Origin of the sequence: Streptomyces gelaticus (assembly GCF_014649535.1) — a bacterium.
Taxonomy (GTDB): Bacteria; Actinomycetota; Actinomycetes; order Streptomycetales; family Streptomycetaceae; genus Streptomyces; species Streptomyces gelaticus.
The window spans coordinates 361,530-384,210 of record NZ_BMTF01000002.1; the positions used below are offsets into that span (position 1 = coordinate 361,530).

At 72.1% G+C, this 22,681-nt stretch carries 19 protein-coding genes; 10 read left to right on the top strand and 9 right to left on the bottom strand.

The features are described 5' to 3' along the window. Positions 1–276 precede the first annotated feature (276 nt). Positions 277–1,236, top strand: a complete 960-nt coding sequence (locus tag IE107_RS04370; RefSeq protein ID WP_189541207.1) for a 5-dehydro-4-deoxyglucarate dehydratase — start codon at positions 277–279, stop codon at positions 1,234–1,236. Beyond that, positions 1,233–2,411, top strand: coding sequence for a hypothetical protein (locus IE107_RS04375; RefSeq protein WP_189541209.1), 1,179 nt, complete (start codon positions 1,233–1,235; stop codon positions 2,409–2,411). Before IE107_RS04370 ends, IE107_RS04375 begins: the two co-directional genes overlap by 4 nt. Here the strand turns inward: IE107_RS04375 and IE107_RS04380 are convergent. The 7 genes from IE107_RS04380 to IE107_RS04405 all read right to left on the bottom strand — a co-directional run bounded on the left by IE107_RS04380 (position 2,394) and on the right by IE107_RS04405 (position 9,624). After that, positions 2,394–3,635: an MFS transporter gene (locus IE107_RS04380; RefSeq protein ID WP_189541211.1), complete on the bottom strand. Its 1,242-nt coding sequence runs from the start codon at positions 3,633–3,635 to the stop codon at positions 2,394–2,396. The genes IE107_RS04375 and IE107_RS04380 overlap by 18 nt on opposite strands. Before the next feature lie 176 nt (positions 3,636–3,811). Continuing rightward, positions 3,812–5,263, bottom strand: coding sequence for a penicillin-binding transpeptidase domain-containing protein (locus IE107_RS04385; protein WP_189541212.1), 1,452 nt, complete (start codon positions 5,261–5,263; stop codon positions 3,812–3,814). 64 nt (positions 5,264–5,327) lie between these two features. Beyond that, entirely contained in the window at positions 5,328–5,999 is a 672-nt protein-coding gene (locus IE107_RS04390; RefSeq protein ID WP_189541214.1) for a response regulator transcription factor, read from the bottom strand. Continuing rightward, positions 5,996–7,261, bottom strand: a complete 1,266-nt coding sequence (locus IE107_RS34715; protein WP_229866681.1) for a sensor histidine kinase — start codon at positions 7,259–7,261, stop codon at positions 5,996–5,998. The genes IE107_RS04390 and IE107_RS34715 overlap by 4 nt, the downstream gene beginning before the upstream one ends. Next, positions 7,258–8,286 carry a hypothetical protein gene (locus IE107_RS34720; protein WP_229866682.1) on the bottom strand — a complete coding sequence of 343 codons (1,029 nt, stop codon included), beginning with the start codon at positions 8,284–8,286 and terminating at the stop codon, positions 7,258–7,260. Before IE107_RS34720 ends, IE107_RS34715 begins: the two co-directional genes overlap by 4 nt. A 90-nt stretch (positions 8,287–8,376) precedes the next feature. Next, on the bottom strand, positions 8,377–8,850 hold the full coding sequence (locus IE107_RS04400; RefSeq protein WP_189541216.1) for a GNAT family N-acetyltransferase: 474 nt from the start codon (positions 8,848–8,850) through the stop codon (positions 8,377–8,379). A 3-nt stretch (positions 8,851–8,853) separates the two neighbouring features. Continuing rightward, on the bottom strand, positions 8,854–9,624 hold the full coding sequence (locus IE107_RS04405; protein ID WP_072483027.1) for an IclR family transcriptional regulator: 771 nt from the start codon (positions 9,622–9,624) through the stop codon (positions 8,854–8,856). A gap of 170 nt (positions 9,625–9,794) precedes the next feature. Between IE107_RS04405 and IE107_RS04410 the strand changes: the two genes are divergently transcribed. Both IE107_RS04410 and IE107_RS04415 read left to right on the top strand, forming a co-directional pair. Beyond that, positions 9,795–11,315, top strand: a complete 1,521-nt coding sequence (locus IE107_RS04410; RefSeq protein ID WP_268246551.1) for an aldehyde dehydrogenase (NADP(+)) — start codon at positions 9,795–9,797, stop codon at positions 11,313–11,315. Continuing rightward, entirely contained in the window at positions 11,312–11,923 is a 612-nt protein-coding gene (locus IE107_RS04415; protein WP_189541220.1) for a DUF1349 domain-containing protein, read from the top strand. The genes IE107_RS04410 and IE107_RS04415 overlap by 4 nt, the downstream gene beginning before the upstream one ends. 139 nt (positions 11,924–12,062) lie before the next feature. On the opposite strand, the gene IE107_RS04420 is transcribed toward IE107_RS04415, so the two are convergent. Continuing rightward, on the bottom strand, positions 12,063–13,496 hold the full coding sequence (locus IE107_RS04420) for a serine/threonine-protein kinase (protein WP_268246552.1): 1,434 nt from the start codon (positions 13,494–13,496) through the stop codon (positions 12,063–12,065). Between the two features lie 249 nt (positions 13,497–13,745). Between IE107_RS04420 and IE107_RS35670 the strand changes: the two genes are divergently transcribed. After that, positions 13,746–13,880 carry a hypothetical protein gene (locus tag IE107_RS35670; RefSeq protein ID WP_268246553.1) on the top strand — a complete coding sequence of 45 codons (135 nt, stop codon included), beginning with the start codon at positions 13,746–13,748 and terminating at the stop codon, positions 13,878–13,880. Then, entirely contained in the window at positions 13,877–14,392 is a 516-nt protein-coding gene (locus IE107_RS04425; RefSeq protein WP_189541222.1) for a hypothetical protein, read from the top strand. The genes IE107_RS35670 and IE107_RS04425 overlap by 4 nt, the downstream gene beginning before the upstream one ends. 160 nt (positions 14,393–14,552) lie before the next feature. Here IE107_RS04425 and fxsT read toward each other — a convergent pair whose 3' ends face one another. Further along, positions 14,553–16,979, bottom strand: a complete 2,427-nt coding sequence (gene fxsT, locus IE107_RS04430) for an FxSxx-COOH system tetratricopeptide repeat protein (RefSeq protein WP_229866683.1) — start codon at positions 16,977–16,979, stop codon at positions 14,553–14,555. 134 nt (positions 16,980–17,113) lie between these two features. Here fxsT and IE107_RS04435 point away from each other — a divergent pair, with 134 nt between their 5' ends. The 4 genes from IE107_RS04435 to IE107_RS04450 all read left to right on the top strand — a co-directional run bounded on the left by IE107_RS04435 (position 17,114) and on the right by IE107_RS04450 (position 22,649). After that, positions 17,114–17,584 (top strand): RICIN domain-containing protein, encoded by a 471-nt coding sequence (locus IE107_RS04435; RefSeq protein ID WP_189541224.1) that lies wholly within the window; start codon positions 17,114–17,116, stop codon positions 17,582–17,584. Between the two features lie 228 nt (positions 17,585–17,812). Then, positions 17,813–18,520, top strand: coding sequence for a DsbA family oxidoreductase (locus IE107_RS04440; protein ID WP_189541226.1), 708 nt, complete (start codon positions 17,813–17,815; stop codon positions 18,518–18,520). Positions 18,521–18,626: 106 nt separating this feature from the next. Then, positions 18,627–19,688, top strand: a complete 1,062-nt coding sequence (locus IE107_RS04445; protein WP_189541228.1) for an aminotransferase class V-fold PLP-dependent enzyme — start codon at positions 18,627–18,629, stop codon at positions 19,686–19,688. Positions 19,689–19,970: 282 nt separating this feature from the next. Beyond that, positions 19,971–22,649, top strand: a complete 2,679-nt coding sequence (locus IE107_RS04450; protein ID WP_229866685.1) for a SpoIIE family protein phosphatase — start codon at positions 19,971–19,973, stop codon at positions 22,647–22,649. Positions 22,650–22,681: the final 32 nt, after the last annotated feature.

Genomic DNA, 22,681 nt, shown 5'->3' on the forward strand with positions numbered 1-22,681 from the left:
CCTGTGACACCTGCCCGCAGGACCCCAAATCCATGGACGGCATTCATATGCATGGACAAGCTAAGAAGACCTGGCCTGTGGAGTCAAGGGGGCGCCGACGGGGTCGGCGGCCGCTCACCCGGAGTCGGCAGCTCCGCCTTCGGTGTCTCTCGCCATGCCCTCGCGCCGCCTTTCCGCTCCTTGACCTGCGCCCGGCGGCTGCCTTAGCGTGAAGTCGTTCATGAATATGGACACCGATCAGAATTGTGTACGTCTGAACCCGCTCAGGGAGCGCCAGTGACCTCAGCCCCTCTTGCCGCCCGACTCGGCCGTGTCGCCGGGCCGCTCTTCTTCCCCGTCACCGCTTACGGACCGGACGGCGGCGTCGACCTCGATGCCTTCCGCGCCCATGTGCGGACCGGTGTCGACGCCGGTGCGGCGGCGGTCTTCGCCTGCTGCGGCACCGGTGAGTTCCACGCGCTCACGCCTCAGGAGTTCCGCCGCGTCGTCGCCGCGGCCGTCGAGGAGACCGCCGGGGAGGTGCCCGTCGTCGCCGGGGCCGGATACGGCACGGCGCTCGCGATCCAGTACGCGGAGCTCGCGGAGGAAGCGGGCGCGGACGGCCTCCTGGCCATGCCCCCGTATCTCGTGGTCGCCGACCAGGAGGGGCTGCTGAGCCACTACACCGCGCTCGCCGCGGCCACCTCCCTGGAGACGATCGTCTATCAGCGCGACAACGCCGTCTTCACCCCCGCCACCGTCGTCGCGCTGGCCGGGACGCCCGGCATCATCGGCCTCAAGGACGGCCATGGCGACCTCGACCTGATGCAGCGCATCGTCAGCGCCGTGCGCACCGGACTGCCGGGCCGCGACTTCCTGTACTTCAACGGACTTCCCACCGCCGAACTCACCGGCCCGGCCTACCGGGGCATCGGCGTCACGCTCTACTCCTCCGCGGTCTTCGCCTTCGCGCCCGACATCGCGCTCGCCTTCTACCGGGCGATGGACTCCGGCGACGACGAACTGACCGGAGCCCTGCTCGACCACTTCTACCGGCCGCTCGTGGAACTGCGTGCCAAGGGCCGCGGCTACGCCGTCTCGCTCGTCAAGGCCGGGGTCCGGCTCGGCGGCCTGGACGTCGGCGAGGTCCGCACCCCGCTCACCGAGCCGCCCGCCGCCCACATCGAGGAGCTCACCGCGATCATCGCGTGCGGCCGGGCCCTGCTGGAGAAGCACGGGCAGGAGCGGCACGGGTGAAGACCTCGGCCTTCCTCTACCCCTGGGACGTCGTCGGCGACCCGGACGCGGCCGCCCGCGTCGCGGACCTGGGCGTCCAGCAGGTGACGCTGGCCGCCGCCTACCACTCCACCCGGGCGCTGACCCCGCGCCACCCCGGCCGGCGCATCGTCACCGCGGAGCACGCTGCGGTGCTCTACCCGCCGGACGCCGCCCGGTGGGCCGGGCACGAACTGCGTCCCCACGAGCAGACCTGGGTGGCCTCGGACGATCCGTTCGCGGAGGCCGCCGAGGCCCTCACCGCCGCCGGTCTGGAGGTCCACAGCTGGGTGGTCCTGGCCCACAACTCCCGGCTGGGCGCCGAACACCCGGACACCTGTGTGGTCAACGCGTACGGCGACCGCTACCCCTGGGCGCCGTGCATCGCCCGGCCCGCCGTCCGCGCGTACCTGGTCGCACTGGCGGCGGAGGCGGCGGCGCGCCCCGGTGCGCGCGGCACCGAGCTGGAGAGCTGCGGCTGGTACGGCTTCGCGCATCTGCACGCCCACGACAAGACCGCGGGCGCCGGTCTCGGGGACGCGGCGCAGTACCTGATGTCGCTCTGCTTCTGCCCCGACTGCCGGACCGGCTACGCCGGACACGGCCTGGACGCCGACGGGCTGGCGTCGGCCGTACGCGGTGCCCTGGAGCCGGTCTGGGCGGGCTCCGGCTCTCCGGAGGCCGGCCGGGCGGGCATCGAGCAGCTTCTCGGTGCGGGCCCCGCCGCCGCCACCCTCCAGTGGCGCGGCAAGGTGGCCCGCAGGCTCCAGGAGTCGGCGGTCGCCGCCGTGCGGGCGGCGGCGGAGCCGGGGTTCCAGGTGCTGCTGCACGCCGACCCCGCGCCCCACCGCACCGGCGCGAACGTCGGTGCCGACCCGGAGCACATCCTGTCCGTGGCGGACGGGGTGGTGCTGCCCTGCACCGGCGACGACGCGGCGCGCGAGGCCGTACTCGGCCCGTTCGCCGGGCGCGACGGGGTGCTCGCGGCCAACTTCTCCGTGGTCACGGGCATGGGCGGCAGCCCCGCCACGCTGGAGCGGGACGCCGCGCACGCCGCGTCGCTCGGCGCGGACCAACTGCGGCTGTACCACGCCGGGCTGGCCTCCGGCCCGGACCTCCGGGCCGTCGCCGGAGCGCTGTCACGCCTGAGTCGATGAAGGAGCCGGGCCGGCGGGGGAGCCCGTCGGACGCCCCCGCAGGCCCGTCACCAACAGGGCCGCGGTCAGCAGCCCCGCCGCGCCGACCAGCGGCAGCAGCACCCGGAAGTCCACCAGCGCGATCAGACCCGCGCCGAGGGCCAGCGCCACCGCGTTCGGCACCATCATCAGCGTGTTGGCGGTCGCGGCGGTGCGGCCCAGCACCGCCTCCGGGGTCTCCCGCTGCACCGCCGTCATCGCGGCGACCAGCACGCACGGCAGCCCGATCCCGACGGCCGCGCTCGCCGCCAGCGCCACCGCGTCGTACGGCAGCGCCCGCGCCCCCACCGCCACCGCGAACAGCGCGATCCCGGCCGCCGTGCACACCCGCTCCCCGAGCCGCCGCAGCAGCGGACCGGCCAGCAGCCCGATCACGACGGACCCGGCGCCCTGTACCGCGTACAGCACACCCGCGTACGTGGGGGAGTGCCCCAGACCGTCATCGACGACGGCGTAGACCGCGGCCCCGTTGAGCCCCGCGCACAGCATCGTCACCGAGCCCGCCAGCACGAGCGGCCGCAGCACCGGGGACCTCCACACCTGCCGTACGCCCGCGGTGAGTTCGCCCCGCCGGCCGGTACGGACGGCCCGGTCCGGCTCCCCGGCCGGCAGCAGTGCGCAGACCCCGGCCGCCAGCGCGAACGACGCCGCGTCCAGCAGCGCCACGGCCCCGCCCCCGAACCGCGCGAACAGCCCGGCACCGGCCAGCGGCGCCAGCAGCTTCATGCCCTCGCCCGCCGTCATCCGCAGCCCGTTGAAGTCGCCCAGCAGCCGGGCGTCGACGGCCCCGGCGACCAGCGCCGACTCGGCCGCGTCCATCAGCACGGAACTCGCGCCGTACAGGACGAGCACCAGGAAGAGGATCCAGATCCGGCCCGCCGCATCGACCGACACCAGCGAGGTGAGCAGCCCCGCCATGACCAGGTTCGACCCGACCAGAAGCGGCTTTCCCGGGATCCGGTCGGCGACCGCCCCCAGCACCGGCCCGAACAGCACCGGCAGCCACATGGCGAACACGGCGAGCGCCGCCAGACTGTCCGACCCGGTCAGGGACTTGACCCAGACCCCCGCCGCGAGCCACATCGCGGAGGTCCCGAAACCCGAGACGACCACCGCCGTCAGGAACAGCCCGGCCGTCCGGTCCCGCAGCACCCGCACCGCCGCCGACCCCGTCACCGTATCCATCGCACCCTCCTGGTCAGCGCCTTCGTCAGGGGACCAGGCTGCTGACCGAGGTGTCCCGGCGGCATCGGGAGGATGCCCTGTTCCGTGCCCGGCGGGGCGGTTGCCGCCCCGCCGGGCGTAGGGAACATGCCGTACGTCCGCGAAAACGTTCCCCGGCGTACGGCTCCCGCCGTCCTTCAGTCCGCCAGCGCCGCCTTCATCATCTTCTGGGCGACCGGCGCCGCCAGGCCGTTGCCGCTGACCTCCGAGCGCGCCGCCCCCGAGTCCTCGACGACCACGGCGACCGCGACCTCCTTGCCGCTGGACGCGTCCTTCGCGTACGAGGTGAACCAGGCGTACGGGGTCTTGCTGTTGCCCACGCCGTTCTGCGCGGTACCCGTCTTTCCGCCCACCTCGGCCCCGGCGATCCGGGCGTTGGTTCCGGTGCCCTCTTCGACGACGGTCACCATGGCGCTGCGCAGCTGCTCGGCGGTGGACTGCGAGACGACCCGCTCGGTGTCCCCGTCCGCGAACTCCTGGAGCGTGCCGCCCTTGGAGTCGGTCACGGCGGACACCATGTGCGGCGCGGCGAGTTCGCCGTCGTTGGCGAGGACGGCCGGGACCATGGCCATCTGCAACGGCGTCGCGGTGACCTCGAACTGGCCGATGCCGGTGAGCGCCGTCTGCGGCTTGTCCATGCCGGAGGGGTAGACGCTCTTGGACGCCCGTACCGGCACGTCGAGCTTGTCGGCGTTGAAGCCGAACTTCTCCGCCATCGCCCTGACCTTGTCCTGGCCGAGGTCGACGGCGGCCTTCGCGAAGACGTTGTTGCAGGAGTACTGGAGCGCGGTGCGCAGCGTGGCGTTCTCGCAGGGCGCCGAGGGGTTCTCGTTGCGCAGCACGGTGCTGGTGCCGGGCAGCGTGTACGGATTGGGGCTGGCGGTGCGTTCGTCGACCGAGCCGTACAGCCCGTCCTCCAGCGCGGCTGCCGCCACCACCAGCTTGAACGTGGAGCCGGGCGCCAGCGGCTGGCGCAGCGCGCGGTTGACCATCGGCTTGTCCTGGTCGTCGAGCAGCTGCTGCCAGGCCTCGCCGTCCGTCGTCCCGCTGATCGTCGAGGGGTCGTACGAGGGAGTGGAGACCATGCCCAGGATCCGGCCGGTCTTCGGGTCGATCGCGACCGCCGCCCCCTTGTCGTCGCCGAGCGCCTGATAGGCGGCCTTCTGCACGGCCGGGTCGATCGTCGTCAGGACGTTGCCCGGTGCCGCCTGCTTGCGCGTCAACGCGGCCATCGGGTTCTTCAGCCGGTCGTCGGTGCCGTCCAGCACATGGCTGTAGATCCCTTCGAGCTGGGTGGCGCCGTACGCCTGCGAGCTGTAGCCGGTGACGGCGGCGTAGAGCTCGCCCTGTGTGTAGGTGCGTTTGTACGCGAGGTCGCTGCCCACCGTCCTCTTCGATCCGGTGACCGGGTTCCCGGCCACGATGATGTCGCCGAGCGGCTGCGCGTACTGCGCGATGGTGTTCCGCCGGTTGTGTTCGTCGTCTGCGAGCGCCTTCGCCTGATACGCCTGCACCCAGGTCGCCCGCAGGAGCAGGGCGAGCACCAGCAGCAGACAGAAGACCGAAGCGTGCCTGATCGTTCTGTTCATCCCGCCCGAGGGACGAGCGGGGCTTCGCGCACCGTTCCCGAATGCGGCGATTCTCACCGGTTTCTCATGCGGGGCCGGGGCTCCCGGGGGCGATGAAGCCCGACTCGTACGCCGCTATCACCGCCTGGGTGCGGTCCCGTGCGCCGGTCTTCGCGAGCACCGCCGCCACATGGGTCTTCGCCGTCGCGGGCCCTACGCGGAGCCGCCCGGCGATCTCCGCGTTGGTCAGCCCCGCCGCCATCAGCCGCAGCACCTCCGCCTCCCGGTCGGTGAGCCGGGACGCCCACCGGGGCGGGTCGGGCACCCGCCTGCGGTGCTCGGCAGCCAGCGCCCGTACCGCCGACGGGAACAGCAGCGTGTCGCTGCGGGCGACCAGCCGCACCGCCTGCACGAGGTCCTCGGCAGCCGCCCGCTTGAGCAGGAAGCCGGCCGCTCCGGCGAGGAGGGCGTCGTACACGTAGGAGTCGTTCTCGAAGGTGGTGACGACGACGATCCTCGGGGGAGCGTCGAGCGTGCCGAGGATCTGCTCGGTGGCCCGGATGCCGTCGGTCTCCGGCATCCGTACGTCCATCAGCACCACGTCGGGGCGCAGCTCCCGCACCACGGAAACCGCCTCCGCACCGGTCGCCGCCTCGCCGACGACCTCCAGACCGGGTTCGGCGTCCAGGATGACGCGCAGCGCCGTACGCACCATCCGCTCGTCGTCGGCGAGGACCACCCGGACCGTCGTGCTCATCGGTTCTCCTGTTCACTCGTACGCGGATGCCCGCGCGTACCCAGGGGGAGGCGGGCGGTCAGCCGCCACCCGCCGTCGCCGTGCGGTCCGGCCTGCGTGCGGCCGCCCAGCAGTACCGCCCGCTCGGCGATGCCGCGCAGCCCGCGGCCGCCGCCGGGCCGCACCACCGCGGCCCGCTCCGGCAGCGGATTGTCCAGGGTGATCTCCAGCTCGGCCGCGCCCACCGTGATCCGCAGCTCCACCGGCACCCCGTGCCCGCCGTGCCGCAGCGCGTTGCTCAGGCCCTCCTGCACGATCCGGTACGCCTCCCGCGACACTGCGGCCGGGACCGTGCCGGTCTCGCCCCGCACGGCACAGGAGACGGGTACCCCGCAGTGCTCCAGCAGCCCGTCCAGGGCGTCGAGCCCCGGGCCGGTCGCCCCGTGCTCCTCGCCGCTGCGCAACAGGCCGAGCACGGAGTCGAGTTCGCCGACCGTGCGCCGGGTGGTCTCCTCGATCGCGGTCAGCGCCTCGCGGACGAAGTCCGGATCGCTGTCCAGGACCCTGCGGGCCGCGGCCGCCTGGAGGGTGACGGCGCTCAGCGCGTGGCCGACCGAGTCGTGCAGTTCCCGGGCGAGCCGGTTGCGTACGGCGAGTTCGGCCGCCCGGCGCTCGGCCGCGGCCAGCCGGTCCTGGGGCGTCGGGCCCAGCAGCACCGGCGCCCGGCCGGCCAGCAACGCCCCGGCCAGGGCCGCGCAGCCGGCCATCGCCACCAGGATCGCGAGCCCGACGAAGGGGAGCAGGACGAGAATCCACGGCCGGTCCATCGCCTCGGGCAGGCCGAAGGTCCGCGATTCGCGCACCGACCGGGAGAACGGCAGCACCGCGATGGTCCCGGCGAGCGGCGGCACGGCCAGCGTCGCGCCGCTGATGACGCCGCCGAGCGCGAGGTGCAGGGTGTACCAGCCGGCCGTGCGCACCCGCGCCTGCCGGGTCCTGGCGGGTCCGTCGGCGAGCGGCCGGTCGCCGGGGACGCCGCACAGCGCACGGGCCGCGGCCACCGAGAGCTGCCGGGCCGGTCCGAAGAGCGCGGTGACCGCTGCGACGGGCAGGGCGCAGGCGAACGCGGTGAGCTGCTGGGAGAACGAGGAGAACAGCTCGGTGTGCGGGTGGAACCAGCCGACGACCACCATCGCCGCCAGGAAGTACGGCATCAGCAGCGCGCCGCCGATGATCAGGTGCAGCCAGCGCAGCCGGGCCCGCCGCCCGAACAGCAGCGTCACGCGCGGGCGCCGGAGGGCCGGGCGGACGGTGCCGGCGCGGGGGAGCCGGCCGGCCGGACGGGCAGGGCGGCCGCGCGTTCCGAGAAGAAGTACCCGCCGAGGGTGACCACCAGCGCTCCGAGCAGCATCTGGACACCGTAGATCAACATCAGTGCGGGCGTGGCCTGTCCGGAGAGGTTCTCGGTCCCGGTGAGCGAGGCGAGGCCCATCCAACCGCCCCAGCAGGCCGAGGCCGCGGAGCCGCACCAGGCGAGGGCGAGCGGCACGGCGAGGGGAAGCGCGGCGCAGCGGCCGAAGGCGAGCAGCAGCACACCGGCGGCCGCGGTGACGGCGAAGAGCGCACCGAGCGCCTCCATGACGTAGAAGACGTCGTCCCGGTCCGCGAGCCCGCCTCCGGCGAGCCCCGCGGCCGATCCGGTGGCCCACAGCAGATGCATGACGGCCGGTGCGAGCGCGAGCAGCGAGGCGAGGACCGCGGTGGTCCGCAGCGCGGGCCCGGTCGGGCTCTGCGGCAGGTCCCTCAGGGTGCCCTTCCACAGATGGCCCCAGCGGTCCTTGGTGTACAGCGCGAAGAGGGCGCCGAGGGCGAGGCCCTGGAGGATGAAGCCGCCGTAGACGACGCCGAAGACCCACTCGTCCAGGAAGGACGACGTGTCGCTCCCGGTGCCCGTGCCCTCTCCGCGGGCCAGGCCGACCGCCAGCTGCAGCGGGTAGCCGGTCATGATCGGCAGCAGCAGCCCGGACGCCACCCACATGGGCAGGACGAGCAGCTGGGCGGGCACCCGCCGCCCCCAGGGCCGGGTGAGCAGCAGGGCGATGACCACGACGGCGCTGTCCATCAGGATCGTGATGCCGTTGGCGACGATCATCGTGGCGCGGTGGTCGAGCAGCGGGCTGCCGTCCGGGATGCCGATGCGACTGCCGAGGATCCAGGCGGTCTTGAGCGCGATGTACGGCAGGGTGGCGGTGATCGCGAGCGCGCGGAGCGCGGTGCGGGCCGCGGGCCGCCGCGGTGTCTGTGTCATGGCACCCACGCTGCCGCGCGAACCGCGCCGGCACGTCGTGCCCCGCGACGATCCGTCTCCGCCGCGCGGCGGAGACGGGCCGCCGTCCGGTCATCCCGGCAGGGTGAACAGCAGCTCGTCGGTCTCCTCGCCGCGGGCGTGCGCGTACCCGTGGTCCGTGCCGGTGACGGTGAAGCCGCACTTTTCGAGGACCCGGCGCGAGCCGGTGTTGTCGGCCGCGGCCCGTGCGTGCAGCGGGCGTTCGGGTACGGCGTCGAGCAGTGCCGACAGCGCGGCCGTCGCGAGTCCGCGGCCCCATTGCGCCCGGTCGATCCAGTAGGTGACCTGGCGGTCGCCCGAAGGCCCGTACACCCCGGTGTTGCCGACCACCGCGCCGTCCGCGACCACCGTGCGCATCACCATGGAGCCGTCGGCCAGGACGCGCCGCCAGTGTGCGTCGAAGGCGTGCCGGTCGGTGGGGTCCTCGCTGGTGAAGGCGGCCGTCCTGACCGATTCCGGGTCGGACATGAAGGCGAAGAACAGTGGCAGGTCACCGTCCTGGACCTCGCGCAGGGAAACACCCATGGGTCAGAGCCTCCGGGTGGCGAGCGTCAGCCGGTCCCGGGCGTCGAACAGTGCGTCCTTCACCATCTGTTCGTGCGCGGGCGTGAGCCGGGCGACCGGCACCGAGCAGCTGATGGCGTCCCGGGCGGGGGTGCGGTACGGGACGGCGACGCCGAAGCAGCGCAGTCCGAGGGTGTTCTCCTCGCGGTCCACCGCGTACCCCTGTTCGCGGATGAGGTGCAGCTCCTCGATGAGCTTCTCGCGGTCGGTGATGGTGTGCTCGGTCAGCGCGGGCAGCGTCTCGGGGAGCAGCTTGCGGACCTGCTCGTCGCTGTGGGTGGCCAGCAGTGCCTTGCCGAGCGAGGTGGAGTGGGCGGGCAGCCGGCGGCCGACACGGGTGAAGGGGCGCAGATAGTGCTGGGACTGCCGGGTGGCGAGGTACACCACGTTCGTCCCGTCGAGACGCGCCAGGTGGATGGTCTCCGTCGTGTCGTCGGAGAGCCGGTCCAGGGTCGGCCGGGCGGCCGCCACGACCTCGTCACCGTCGATGTACGAGGTGCCGACCAGCAGGGCCCGTACGCCGATCCCGTACCGCGTGCCCGTCGCGTCGGTCTCCACCCAGCCAAGCTCCACCAGGGTGCGCAGCAGCATGTAGAGGCTGGACTTGGGATAGCCGACGGCCTCCTGCACCGCGGCCAGCGAGTGCATGCCGGGCCGCCCCGCGAAGTATTCGAGCAACTCCACTGTCCGTACGGCAGACTTGACCTGTGCCCCACCGGATTCGGCAACCGACATCGCCCTACGCCCCTTCCAGTCCACTTGTGAAACCCTGAGACTTCTTGAACCGGCGACTTCTTGCCAACACTGAACGCCCGGAAATGGAGTCGCTTATATTCACGGTCAGGAACTCTGTTCAGAATACCGAACAACTTCTGATGTGTGGCAGCGGAGCGGAAGGAATCACGGTGGCAGCAGCACCAGTCTGGAGCGTCGACCCTCGTACCGGGAACCCGCGCGAGCAGGTTGCGGTGGAGGCTACGGCGGAGGAGGTCGACCGCGCGGTCCGGGCCGCCCACGCGGTAAGCGGATCGCTCGCCGACCGCACCGTGCGCGCCGCCTTCCTGCGCACCGCGGCCGATCTGCTCACCGAGGCCGGGGAACACGTCATCGAGGCCGCCGACGCGGAAACCGCGCTCGGGCCGACCCGGCTGACCGGCGAACTCGCGCGCACCGCCGCCCAGTTGAGGGCCTTCGCGGAGGTCGTCGACGAGGGCGCCTTTCTCGACATCCACATCGACCACGCGGACGCAGGCCGGACCCCGCCCTGGCCCGACCTGCGCCGCTACAAGATCCCGCTCGGCGTCGTCGCGGTCTACGCGGCCAGCAACTTCCCGCTCGCCTTTTCCGTCCCCGGCGGCGACACCGCGAGCGCGCTGGCGGCCGGCTGCCCCGTCGTCGTCAAGGCACACCCGGACCACCCCGCCACCTCCGAGCTGTGCGCCTCCGTGCTGCGCAGGGCGGCGGCCGAGGTCGGGCTGCCCGAGGACGTGCTGGTCCTGGTGCACGGCTTCGAGGCGGGCATCGAGCTGATCGGGCACCCGCTGGTCGCCGCAGCCGGGTTCACCGGTTCGGTCCGCGGCGGACGTGCCCTGTTCGACGCCGCGGCGGCCCGCCCCCGGCCCATCCCCTTCCACGGCGAACTGGGCTCCCTCAACCCCGTCGTCGTCACCGAGGCGGCCGCCGCCGAGCGCGCCGAGGAGATCGGTGCCGGGCTCGCGGGCTCGATGACCATGGGCGCAGGCCAGTTCTGCACCAAGCCCGGCTTCGTCCTGGCCCCGGCGGGCGAGACCGGCGACCGGCTGCTGAAGTCCCTCACCGACGCGGTCAGCGACACCGAGGCCGCGGTCCTGCTCGACCACCGGATGCGCGAAGCCTTCGTCGAGGGCGTGGGGGCCCGGGCCGGACTCCCGGACGTCGAGGCGCCGGTCACCCCCGGTGCGGGCGGCGACCACACCGTCTCGGCCGGCTTCCTCACCGTACCGGCGCGGCTCCTCGCCGCCGAGGGCCCGCACGACGAACTCCTGGAGGAGTGCTTCGGCCCCGTCACCGTCGTTGCCCGTTACACCTCCGACGAGGAGGTCACCGCCGTACTCTCCCGGCTCCCCGGCAACCTCACCGCCACCCTCCAGACCGCCACGGACGGCGCCGACGCCGACGCCCCCGGACTCCTCGCGGCCCTCGTCCCGCTGGCCGGCCGGGTCCTCGTCAACGGCTGGCCGACCGGCGTCGCGGTCGCCCCCGCCCAGCACCACGGCGGCCCCTACCCGGCCACCACCTCCACCTCCACCTCGGTCGGCGCCACCGCGATCGAACGCTGGCTGCGCCCGGTCACCTACCAGACGACCCCCGAGGCCCTGCTCCCGCCAGAGCTCCGCGAGGACAACCCCCTGAACCTTCCCCGCCGAGTGGACGGACGCCGGGCATGACCCCACAGCTCCCCGAACTTCCCTTCGAGCTCACCGAGTTCGGCCCCAGCGGTGACTGGACCTACGAGAACGGCACCCTGACCGGCCGGGCCGGCCCCCGCCAGGACCGCTTCGTACCACCGGGCGGCGAGTCCCTCGACTCCACGAGCGACGCCCCCCGCCTCCTCGGCCCCGTCCCCGGCGGCGACTTCCAGCTGCTCGCCCGGGTGAAGGCCGGCTTCGCGGCGGCCTTCGACGCCGGTGTCCTCTACCTCCACGTCGGGGAACGGGAGTGGGCCAAGATCTGCCTGGAACTCTCCCCGGACCGCCCCACCGTCTGCACGGTCGTCACCCGCGGCCACTCCGACGACGTCAACTCCTTCGTCGTGGACGGCGACAGCTGCTGGCTGCGGCTCAGCCGCACGGGCAACGCGTTCGCCTTCCACGCCTCGGCCGACGGCGAGAAGTGGACCTTCGTCCGCGTCTTCGCCCTCGGCACCCCGGACCGGGCGGCCGAGGCCTCGGCCGGCTTCCTGGTCCAGTCCCCGACGGGCGAGGGCTGCGAGGTCTCCTTCGACCGGATCGCGTTCCGTGCGACGGGGGTGGGAGACCTGCGGGACGGGAGCTGATCCGTCCCGCCCGCCCGGACCCCCGGCCGGCGCCCGGATCCGGGCGCCGGCCGAACCCGCCGACAGCGGGCCGCGTCCGGCCGGGGAGGTCGGGGGAGGGCCACGGCCGTGCGGGACGGACCGGGCGCCGCAAGCGCGGTCAGCGGCTGTCCGTCACCCCGTCGGCCCAGGTCGTCGTCAGCGGCACGCCGTGCCGTTCCGTGAACGCGCGGACGGCGTCGGGCAGAGCGAGCGAGTCACCGACGGGGAGGAGCCCTCGCACCCGGATCAGGGTGACCCCGTTCCGTCGGCTGCGGACCCATGCCGGGTGTTGGAAGCCCTGCGGCAGGAACTGTTCCGCGTCGAGCCGCACCGACAGGGAACTCTCCTTGGCGCCGACCGTCAGCTCCACGGATCTGATGGCACCCCACCGGAGCACCACCAGATCGTTGCCGGGACCGACCCCGATGCCGGATTCGCCGAGGACGAGGCCCTCCTTGGCGCTGGTGAGCAGTCCGACGAGGCGCATACCCAGGACAACCGCGGCGAGCACGGCCACCACGGTGACGGCGGTGGGGAGGCGGTGGGCCGGGCTCTGGAAGGCGGCGGTCACGAGTGCGGCCGTCCCGAGCAGGTTCCGTACGACCTGCGCGATCCAGGCCCGGCGCGGGCGCAGATAGGCGGCGGGCGGCGGCGCGGACACCGCGCGGGGCCGCACGGGCTTGGTGCGGGGAACGGTCGGGGGCTCGGTGGCGGGTTCGTCGACCACCGTGACCGGGGCGGTGGCGGCGGTGGCGGCGATGTCGGGGCGACGGGCGCGGTCCGCGCACAGATCCAGCAACCGACGGGGCGTGGGCCTGCTTCCAGGAGCCTTGCGGAGGCAGGCGAGCACGAGGGGCCGCAGCGGTCCGGGCACCGCGGACACGTCCGCGTCGTCGTGCACCACGCGGTACATCAGCCCGTATGCCGAGCCCGAGCCGAACGCGCTGCCGCCCGCCGCCGCGACCAGTACGGCACCGAGGGCGAAGATGTCGCAGGCTCCGGTGACCGGATGGCCCTGTGCCTGTTCCGGAGAGTGGTACCCCGCCGTCCCCACCACCACGCCGTCGCTGGTCAGCCGGGTCCCCTCCAGGGCATGGGCGATCCCGAAGTCCAGGACGCGGGCGCCGTCCCCGGCCATGACGATGTTGGCCGGCTTGAGGTCGCGATGCACCAGCCCACAGGAGTGGATCGCCTTGAGCGCCTCGGCCAGTTCGGCGGCGAGCCTCCACAGTTCGGCCTCGGTCAGCCGGCCGCGCCGGGTGATCTCATCGGCCAGGGTCGGTCCCTCGACGTAGGCACTGGCCATCCACGGCTGTTCCGCGTCGGGGTCGGCGTCCACCAGCGCCGCCGTGTGGAAGCCGCCGACCTTCCGGGCGGCCTCGACCTCCTTGCGGAACCGCTCCCTGAACCGGGGATCGGCCGCGTACTCGGCCTTGACCACCTTGATGGCGACGGCCCGGCCGGAACGTGAACGCCCCAGGTAGACCGAGCCCATCCCCCCGGTGCCCAGCTTTCGCTCGATCACGTACTCCCCGATACGTGCCCCTGTCACGGCAGCCCCTCTTGGCGTCCAGCGCAATCCCCGTCGTGCGTCCTCGCACGCGGCAGGCGGCCACCTGGTTCCTGCCCCCGTGCGGTCACCGTACCGGCGGCGGAGAAGATCCGGGTCCGTACGCGAAGACGAGCGGCCGAGGAAGGGTGGTGCACGCCGACGGGGGACCGGTGCGGGCACCTGCCCGGCCCGTCGATCGTGTCGCGGGTAGGTTGGCGGCCGAACACCACGCTTCCGGAGGTTCCGGCCATGCCGCCCGCACCCCGCGCCGCCGTCGGCGCGACACCGCCCGTCCCCATGCCCGAACGCACCGCAGGCCTCGCCCGCGCCTCCTTCAGCAGGTCGACCGCATCGACCGCACCGGCCGGGCCGGTGGCGCCGTGACCGCCCGGGCGGGGGAGACCTTCGGGACCGTCCGCGCGGTCCGCGACATCGAGGCGCTGCTCGCCGGAGCCGTACCGGCCGCGGGGCCGACGGCCGACGAGGGCGAGCCGGACACCGGGGAGTGGAGTGCGACGGCGGGCGAGGGCTTCCGGATCGTGCCGCTCTGGGAGAGCGACGGCCTCGTGGGCGTGTACGGACCCGAGTGGCAGCAGGCCGAGGAGGCCGCCGCAGGTCATCTCGCCGCCCTTGTGGGCGAGTTGGACCGCCGCTGGGGCACCCATCGGACGGCGGGCATGCGGGTGCCGATCTTCCGCCACGGTGCGGGTGAGTCCCTGCCGCCGCTGTACCGGGCGCTGTGCGACAGGGACTGCCTCGGGGACCTGACGGTGTGGGGGCCGGTAGAGGGCCGGTGGATCGCCATCTCCCTCAACCAGTGCGACGGCGACGCGCCGATGATCCTGGTGGCCGTGGTCGCCGACCGGCCGATCGTCGAGCTCGACGACGGGGAGTGACAACAGGCAATACGGAACCACAGGTTCTCGCGAGGCTCTGGCCAGCGACTGCACTGGGACCAGCTGTCCCTGTCGGTCCGCGTGCCCGTCCACCACCTGGACAGAGTTGGTTGAATCGGTTGACGAAGAGCTGTGGGGGCGTGCAATTCGGCGGTAAGGCCTAGCGCGCAGAAAATCCCGTACCGGCCGCCTGGAAATGTGGCGGCGTGACTGATGTGTGCCCCTGATCGGTGCGGCCCTTCGTGTCGTAAGCCTCGCCGACCGCAACGACCTCGCCGTGCCCCTGGCTGCTGTCGCGTTTCAGTAAGCAGTTGGCCAGAACAAAGGCGTCCTCGGTCTTGGGGTGGGTCCTGCCCAGCCGGGTGTTCAGGATCAGCGCGCCCCTGCGCGCGAGGTTCGCTGCGGTCGGGTCGTTCAGCGCGTGCACGGCTCGGGCCTTGAGCAGCAGGGCGTACCCGATGTACAGGTGGTCCGGAGCGTAGCTGGCCTCGCGGATCCGCAGCGCCCGGGAGATCAGCGGTACGGCCACGGCGTGGTCGTCCAGGTCGAGGTGGATACTCGCCAGTGCGATCAAGTCGAAGCTCACGTACGGGTCGTCCGGCCCGTACGCCGCCTCGTCGATCCGTAGCGCCCGCTCGGCCAGGGGCACCGCCGCCTCGTGATCACCGAGAAGGTGTCGGATTCGCGCCAGGGTGGCCAAGTCCGTCGCGATGGCGGGACTGTCCGCCGGCAGACAGGACTCGTGCAGGCTCAGAGCACGTTCCGCCATCGGACGCGCTCGCTCCGGCGCGCCGCGGTCCCGGTGGATCTGTGCCAGGGTGATCAGGTCGAAGCCGACTTCCGCATCCCTCTGTTCGAGTGACTCGTCGATCGAGAAGGCGCGCTCACACAGGGGCAGTGCCACCGGGTGGTCCCCGATCGAAAGGAGGAACGCCGACGCCAGCCTCAGTAGCATCGCCGTCTCCGCCGCGCACTCGGCCGGCGGTTCGTCCTTGGTCACCACGAGCGCGTGCGGGAGCAGTTCTTGCCATCGCGATCGCGCATCCGGGTCACCGTGGATGTCGTGCGGCACTGCCGCGAGCAGCGCCCGGCACAGTTTCACCCGAGCGTCGGTGCGCACGTCGTCCGGCATCGCGGCGCGGATGGCGGCCTGCACCAGCCGGTGCAGCACCAGGGAGGAGGCTCCGCGCCTCGCGAGCCCCAGGCCGGCCAGAGCACCGACCGTCGTGTCCCACGCCACCGGATCGGCCACGGCCGCATTCAGTGTTTCCGTGCTGCTGAACAGGTCCAGCGGGATCGGTTCCGGCGCCAGCAGGGCACACAGCTCCAGCAGTCGCATCGCTCGCGGCTGCTGGATCTCCAACCTTTGCACGCTGAGCTGCCACAGGGTCGCGACCACCACCGTCGGCCGGTAGGCCAGCTCGCCCAGCGCGATCATGTCCTCCAGCCGCGACGTCAGCAGAGCCAGGTACTCCTCCGGCGCCGTGTGGTTGTAGTCCATGTACCCGGCTGCCTGTTCCAGCGCCAGCGGCAGGTCCCCCAGGTGCTCGGCGATCCGGTCCGCCACCACTGTGGTCATGCCGCACACCCGCCGGGTCAGCAGCTCCACCGCCTCCCGCCTGGTGAACACGTCCAGGTCGATGACGCCGGCTCTGCTCGACCAGCCGCGCAGCCTGGTCGTGACGATGACGTGACCGCTGCTCCCCAGGTCACCGGACGGCAGCGCGTCCACGAGCGTGCCGGGTTTCTCCCCGTTGTCGAAGATGATCAGCCAGGGCCCGTGGTCCAGTAATGCGCCGTACACCCGTGGGACGACCTGCTCGGAGCTGACCTCCGCCAGTCCCAGCTCCCTGGCCAGCGACGCGAACTGCGAGGCCACCAGATCGGGATCTTCGGCGTCCACGAACGCCACGAACCGGTATTTCGACCGGTGGAGGTAGGCGTACTCAACCGCAAGCTGCGTCTTGCCGACACCACCCAGCCCGTGTACGACCTGCATCGCGCCGTCGTTGCCCGAGGTGAGGCGCTGCCGTAACTCCCGCAAGGTGGCGTCGCGGCCGGTGAAGCTGGTGTTGCGCGGAGGCAGCCGACAGGTCGCCGGACGGGTCCGCGAGCCCGAAGAACGCGCCGCCGGTGCGCGGGCCTCCCTGACAGTGGTCTCGAACAGGTCGGTGAGCGTGGCATGGTCACCCCGCAGTCGGGCGAGTTCTGCCTCGGCGGAGAGGTCGATCCGACCGGCGTGCGCGGCGTGGACGCACGCGATCACATAGGCCGCGACCCGCTCCCACGGGGGCGGCTTTGTGAACTTGCCTGCCAGCAGGTCCGACAGCGACGACCGAGTGAGGACCTTGTTCTGGTCGTAGGCCAGAAGCTGCGCCTGGGTGGGTGACCCCGAGGACGTACGCAACCGCTGCAACCGGTTGACGAACCAGCTTTGTGGTGAGGCCGGTCCCCTCATATACGCCGCTTTCCCCCGTCTCGCTCTCCGGAATCGTCCGGACTTCGGAGCCCAGAAATGTAGCTCATCCAGCGGGGGAGCCCAGCGGATCCGGGCTCCTCCGAGATTGCTGCACCCGAGCGGCGCCACCCCTCAACGTAGACGGCGGCACAGATGCCGCAGCACCTCAACACCCTTCCTGTCACGTACCAGGGAACCCGAATGACCGGGCGGCGCCACAGGCGGCGCGCGCCAATCATCTGAACTCGATCGAGGGATCAATCATGGGACTCAAGGGAAACCTCATTCGACTCGCCGGAGCGGGCGCGGCGATCGCCTTCGGCTCGACGCTGCTGGTCGGCGCCGCGACCTCGGCGGAGGCGGCGCCGGTGAACTATCAGGTGATCAACGGCAACAGCAGCAATTCCTGCCTTCAGGTGAACATCTCGGGAGGCAAGGGAAACCTTGTCCTCGGCAACTGCGACCGCAGCGCGAAGCAGGTGTGGCAGATCAGCGGCGGCATCTTCAGGAACCCGGCATCAGGCCACTGCCTCGACGGAAACGGTGCGGATGTCTACACATTCCCGTGCAACGGTGGCGAGTTTCAGAAATGGACGACCACGTCCGGCAGTCCGAAGTCCATCAGGCACACCCGGAGCGGCAAGTACTTGGACGCGAACGGCAAGGTCGGGGCCCAGGTCGTCTTCCAGCCCACCATCGGGACGGCGTCCCGCTGGGTTATCGACCCGGTCTGATGAATCGGATGACCTCGTGAGTGCGGCGGGCCGTCCCGTCCGGCGGCCCGCCGTCCCGGTGGGAGGCGGCCGAGGAGGCTGTCCCGGGTCATCCCGCCGAGCTCGTGGGTGAGAGGGAATGAGACGGTCCGCTCCGGTGTTGTGCCCGGGGGCGGAGGGTGGCTCCGCACCATCTGAGCCGTACGCCGTCCGAGCCGTACGTACGAGGACACGGAGAGAAGAACAGACATGCGCGTCGAGATCTGGAGCGACATAGCCTGCCCCTGGTGCTACATCGGGAAGGCCCGCTTCGAGAAGGGCCTGGCCGGGTTCGCCCATCGCGACCAGGTCGAGGTCGTGCACCGGTCCTTCGAGCTCGACCCCGGGCACGCCAAGGGGGAGACCGCGCAGGTGATCGACATGCTGGCGCAGAAGTACGGGCGCACCCGCGAAGAGGCACAGGCCATGGAGGCCAACGTCGCGGCCAACGCGCAGGCCGAAGGGCTCGGCTACCTCACCGAGGGCCGTGACCACGGCAACACCTTCGACATCCACCGGCTGCTCCACCTGGCCAGGGCCCGCGGCCGCCAGGACGAGCTGCTGAACCTCGCCTACCGGGCGAACTTCGCCGAGGAGCGGTCCGTCTACGACACGGGCGTCCTGGTCGAGCTGGCCGTCGAGGCCGGGCTCGACGGCGACGAGGCGCGCGCCGTGCTCGCCGACCCGGAGGCGTACGCAGCCGAGGTGCGGGCCGATGAGCGCGAGGCGTCCGAACTGGGTGCCAACGCGGTGCCGTTCTTCGTGTTCGACCGGCGCTACGGCATCTCCGGCGGCCAGCCCGCCGAGGTCTTCGCCCAGGCCCTGGAGCAGGCGTGGAAGGACCGCCCGCTCACCGTGATCGGCAAGGACGCGGCGGCGTGCGACGCCGACGGCGCCTGCGAGGTCCCGCAGGGCTGAGGCCGCGCTGTGCGGGGTGACGGCGGTGGCACGCATGAGCGGTGCTCGGGTGTCCTCCTCAACCTTTCTTGATTGACCGGAGGTTGAGGGGGCCCAGGCTGGGCGCATGGAGACTACTTCGCTCAGCCGTGCCGTGGAAGCCGAGTTCGCACCGAGGACGACCTATCTCAACACCTCCACCTGCGGGCTGCTGCCCCGGCGGACCGTGGCGGCCGTACGGACGCTCGCCGAGGCGATCGCCGAGGGCGTCACGGACGGCTCCGGTGAATTCGAAAGAGTGGAGGCGGCCCGGACCGGCTTCGCCCGCCTCGCGAGGGTCGCCACCGACCGGGTCGCCGTCGGCAGCTCGGTCTCCGTACATGTCGGGCTGATCGCCGCCTCGCTGGATCCGGGGGCCGAAGTCGTGGCTCCCGAGGTCGAGTTCAGCTCCGTCGTCGGTCCCCTCGCGGCCCGCGGCGACCTCCGGATGCGCTACGTGCCGCTGGACCGGCTGGCCGACGCGGTGGGTCCGGGCACCGCTCTCGTCGCCTTCTCCTCCGTGCAGTCGGCCAACGGCCGGATCGCCGACCTGAAGGCGGTGCGCGCGGCGGCCGCCGCCCACGGTGCCCGGACGCTGCTCGACGCCACCCAGTCGGCGGGCTGGCTGCCGCTGGACGCCGGGGAGTACGACTACACCGTCACCGGCGGCTTCAAGTTCCTGCTCTGCCCGCGGGGCGCGTCGTTCCTCACCGTCACCGAGGAGGCGCAGCGGGCCCTGCCGCCGGTCTCCGTCGGCATGTCCGCCGCCGTCGACCCCTGGAGCAGTACGTACGGACCGGTCGAGCGGCTCTCACCGACCGCACGCCGCTACGACGAACCGCCCGCCTTCCTCTCGTACCACGGCGCCGAGCAGTCCCTCGCGCTGCTGAACGAGGTCGGGGTGGACGCCGTCCACGCCCATGCCACCGGGCTCGCGGCCCGCCTGCGGGCGGAGCTGGCCGGGCTGGGGCACGAGGCGGTGCCGGGGGAGTCGGCGATCGTGGCCGTGCCCGGCCTGGGCGGGCGGGCACCGGAGCTCGCGCGGGCCGGGGTGGTGGTCTCCGACCGGGCGGGGAGTCTGCGTGCCGCCTTCCACCTGTACAACACACCGGCCGATGTGGACCGGGTCCTGGACGTGCTCTCCGGCTGACGCGCACAGCTGTCGTCGATGGCCTCCACCCGGACGGCCCGGCGGTCGTCCGGGTCGGAGCCGGGCCCTCCCCACGATCCGGGCCGGCTGTATCCGTGCCGTCCCTGGCGCCGGTCCGTTGCCACGCCTGCCGGAGCGGCGTCGGGCCGCCGCTCGATCCCGCCCCCGGACGAACCCCGACCGCACGCAGCTTCGACCCCGCGGTGTTACAAAGGGCAAAGGGAGGCAATCGTCGGGGTCAATCGTTTCGGCCGATTCCGGAGCGCACAGATGCGGTCACTCATGGGCAGGCGTCCGCGGAGCCTCGCAGGCCAGGTCTTCGCCCTGCAGGTGGCTGTTGTCGTGCTCCTCGTGGCCGCTGCGATGCTGGCGCTCCTGGTGGAGGCCCGGCGCGACAACAGCGCGGAGGCGAGAGACCGCACCATCGCCGTCGCGCAGACATTCGCTCATTCACCGGGCATCGTGACCGCGCTGAAAGCCCCTGATCCCTCCGCGGTGCTCCAGCCGCTCACCGAGGCGGGGCGGAAGGCGGCCGGCGTCGACTTCATCGTGGTGATGGACACGAAGGGGATCCGCTACACGCATCCCCGGCCGGAGCTGATCGGGAAGAGGGCCGTCGCCACCATAGGGCCGGCGCTGGCCGGCCATGTGTACACCGAGAGCGTCAACGGCCCGCTCGGCCGCGAGGTGCAGGCGATCGTACCCGTCCGCGATCACGTGCAGGTCGTGGCCCTGGTGGCTGCCGGCATGAAGGTCGAGAAGGTGACCGGAGCGGTGGCACGGCAGATTCCGATCATCCTCGGTGCCGGGGCGATAGCGCTCGGACTGGCCACGAGCGGGACGGCCCTGGTGGCGAGGCGGCTGCGGCGGCAGACCCACCGTCTGGGCGCTGCCGAGATGAATCGTATGTACGAGCATCACGACGCGGTGCTGCACGCCGTGCGCGAAGGCGTGCTCATCGTCGGCAACGACGGTCGACTGCTGCTGGCCAACGACGAGGCCAGACGGCTGCTGGATCTGCCGCTCGACGCCGAGGGGCGACGTATCCCGGACCTGGCCGGCCTCGATCCCGGCATGGAGGAGCTGCTGACCTCGGGCCGCCCTGCCACGGACGAAGTGCACCTTGCGGGAAGCCGACTGCTCGCGGTGAACCAGCGGCCCACGGACCGTCACGGCGGCCCCCGGGGGACAGTCGCGACCTTGCGTGACTCCACAGAGCTGCGTGCGCTGTCCGGCAGGGCGGAGAACGCCCGCGAGCGGCTGCGCCTGCTGTACGACGCAGGTCTCGGCATCGGTACCACCCTCGATGTGGTGCGCACGGCCGAGGAACTGACCAGGATCGCGGTCCCCCGGCTCGCCGACTTCGGAACCGTCGATCTGGCCGAACCGGTTCTCCACGGGGACGAGCCGACCAGCACGGACACGGAAATGCGCCGCACCGCTGTACGCGGCATCCGGGACGATCATCCCCTGTACAAAATCGGTCAACTGAACAACTTTCTCCCGTCCACGCCACAGGCACGGGCCTTCGCCACCGGCCGGCCGGAGCTGGTGCCCGACCTGTCCGCCGCACCCGGCTGGCTCGCCCAGGACCCGGAGCGGACGCGGGCGATCATCGATTACGGAATCCACTCGCTCATCACGGTGCCCCTCCGGGCACGGGGCGTCATCATGGGCATGGCCAACTTCTGGCGCTCCGAGAAGCCCCAGCCGTTCGAGGAAGACGACCTGTCCCTGGCCGAAGAACTGGTCGCACGGGCGGCCGTCAGCATCGACAACGCCCGCCGCTACACCCGTGAGCACGTCATGGCCGTGACTCTGCAGCGCAGCCTGCTCCCGCGGGCCCTGCCCGAACAGAGCGCGCTCGACGTCGCCCATCGCTACCTGCCCGCCGTCTCCGGGGTGAGCGGCGACTGGTTCGACGTGATCCCGCTCCCGGGCAGCCGGGTGGCGCTGGTCGTCGGGGATGTCGTCGGTCACGGCCTGCACGCGGCCGCAACAATGGGACGGCTGCGCACGGCCGTGCACAACTTCTCCACACTCGACCTTCCGCCCGACGAGATCCTCCACCACCTCGACGACCTGGTCGGACGCATCGACCAGGAGGAGGCGGAGACCACCGTCGATGCGGGGATCACAGGAGCTACCTGCCTGTACGCGATCTACGATCCCGTCTCCCGCCACTGCGCCATGGCCCGGGCCGGGCACCCCCCGGCCGCACTGGTCCGGCCCGACGGCAGTGTGTCGTTCCCCGACCTGCCGGCCGGCCCGCCCCTGGGCCTGGGGGGAATGCCGTTCGAGACGGCCGAACTGGAGGTGGCGGAGGGCACGCAGTTCGTCCTCTACACCGATGGGCTCATCGAGGACCGCACCCGGGACATCGACGTGGGGATCGAGCTGCTGCGTCAGGCCCTGGCGGGCCATCCCGACCGGTCGCCGGAGGAGAGCTGCCAGGCGGTCCTCGACGCGCTCCTGCCCGATCGGCCGAAGGACGATGTGGCGCTGCTCATCGCCCGGGCGCGGGCGATCCCGCCCGACCATGTCGCCGACTGGGACGTACCGTTCGACCCTGCCGCTGTGGCGGAAATGCGTGCTGCCGTGGCAGAGAAGGTCGACGACTGGGGCCTGTCCGAGCTTGCGTTCGCCACGGAACTGTTGCTCAGCGAGTTGATCACCAATGCCATCCGCTACGGCTCCGCACCGGTCACCGTACGACTGCTGTACGACCGCACCCTCACCTGCGAGGTGGCGGACAGCAGCAGCACCTCACCCCATCTGCGCGATGCCGGTGCCTTGGACGAAGGTGGCCGCGGTCTGTTCCTCGTCGCGCAGCTGGCCGAGCGCTGGGGCACCCGTTACACCTCCCAGGGAAAGGTCATCTGGGCGGAGCTGTCGCTGCCCCGGTCCGACGGGAGCACGGAAGGCGCGGCGTGGGCGGACGTCCTCGACGCGGAACTCTGACCGCTGGACCGAAGCAGCTTCAAGTCTCCCGG

Bases quoted from the DNA above. Each gene is read 5' to 3' on its own strand.
- IE107_RS04380 (WP_189541211.1), bottom strand. From the start codon at position 3,635: ATGGATACGGTGACGGGGTCGGCGGCGGTGCGGGTGCTGCGGGACCGG.
- IE107_RS04385 (WP_189541212.1), bottom strand. From the start codon at position 5,263: ATGAACAGAACGATCAGGCACGCTTCGGTCTTCTGTCTGCTGCTGGTG.
- IE107_RS04390 (WP_189541214.1), bottom strand. From the start codon at position 5,999: ATGAGCACGACGGTCCGGGTGGTCCTCGCCGACGACGAGCGGATGGTG.
- IE107_RS34720 (WP_229866682.1), bottom strand. From the start codon at position 8,286: ATGACACAGACACCGCGGCGGCCCGCGGCCCGCACCGCGCTCCGCGCG.
- IE107_RS04400 (WP_189541216.1), bottom strand. From the start codon at position 8,850: ATGGGTGTTTCCCTGCGCGAGGTCCAGGACGGTGACCTGCCACTGTTC.
- IE107_RS04405 (WP_072483027.1), bottom strand. From the start codon at position 9,624: ATGTCGGTTGCCGAATCCGGTGGGGCACAGGTCAAGTCTGCCGTACGG.
- IE107_RS04415 (WP_189541220.1), top strand. From the start codon at position 11,312: ATGACCCCACAGCTCCCCGAACTTCCCTTCGAGCTCACCGAGTTCGGC.
- IE107_RS35670 (WP_268246553.1), top strand. From the start codon at position 13,746: ATGCCGCCCGCACCCCGCGCCGCCGTCGGCGCGACACCGCCCGTCCCC.
- IE107_RS04435 (WP_189541224.1), top strand. From the start codon at position 17,114: ATGGGACTCAAGGGAAACCTCATTCGACTCGCCGGAGCGGGCGCGGCG.
- IE107_RS04440 (WP_189541226.1), top strand. From the start codon at position 17,813: ATGCGCGTCGAGATCTGGAGCGACATAGCCTGCCCCTGGTGCTACATC.
- IE107_RS04445 (WP_189541228.1), top strand. From the start codon at position 18,627: ATGGAGACTACTTCGCTCAGCCGTGCCGTGGAAGCCGAGTTCGCACCG.
- IE107_RS04450 (WP_229866685.1), top strand. From the start codon at position 19,971: ATGGGCAGGCGTCCGCGGAGCCTCGCAGGCCAGGTCTTCGCCCTGCAG.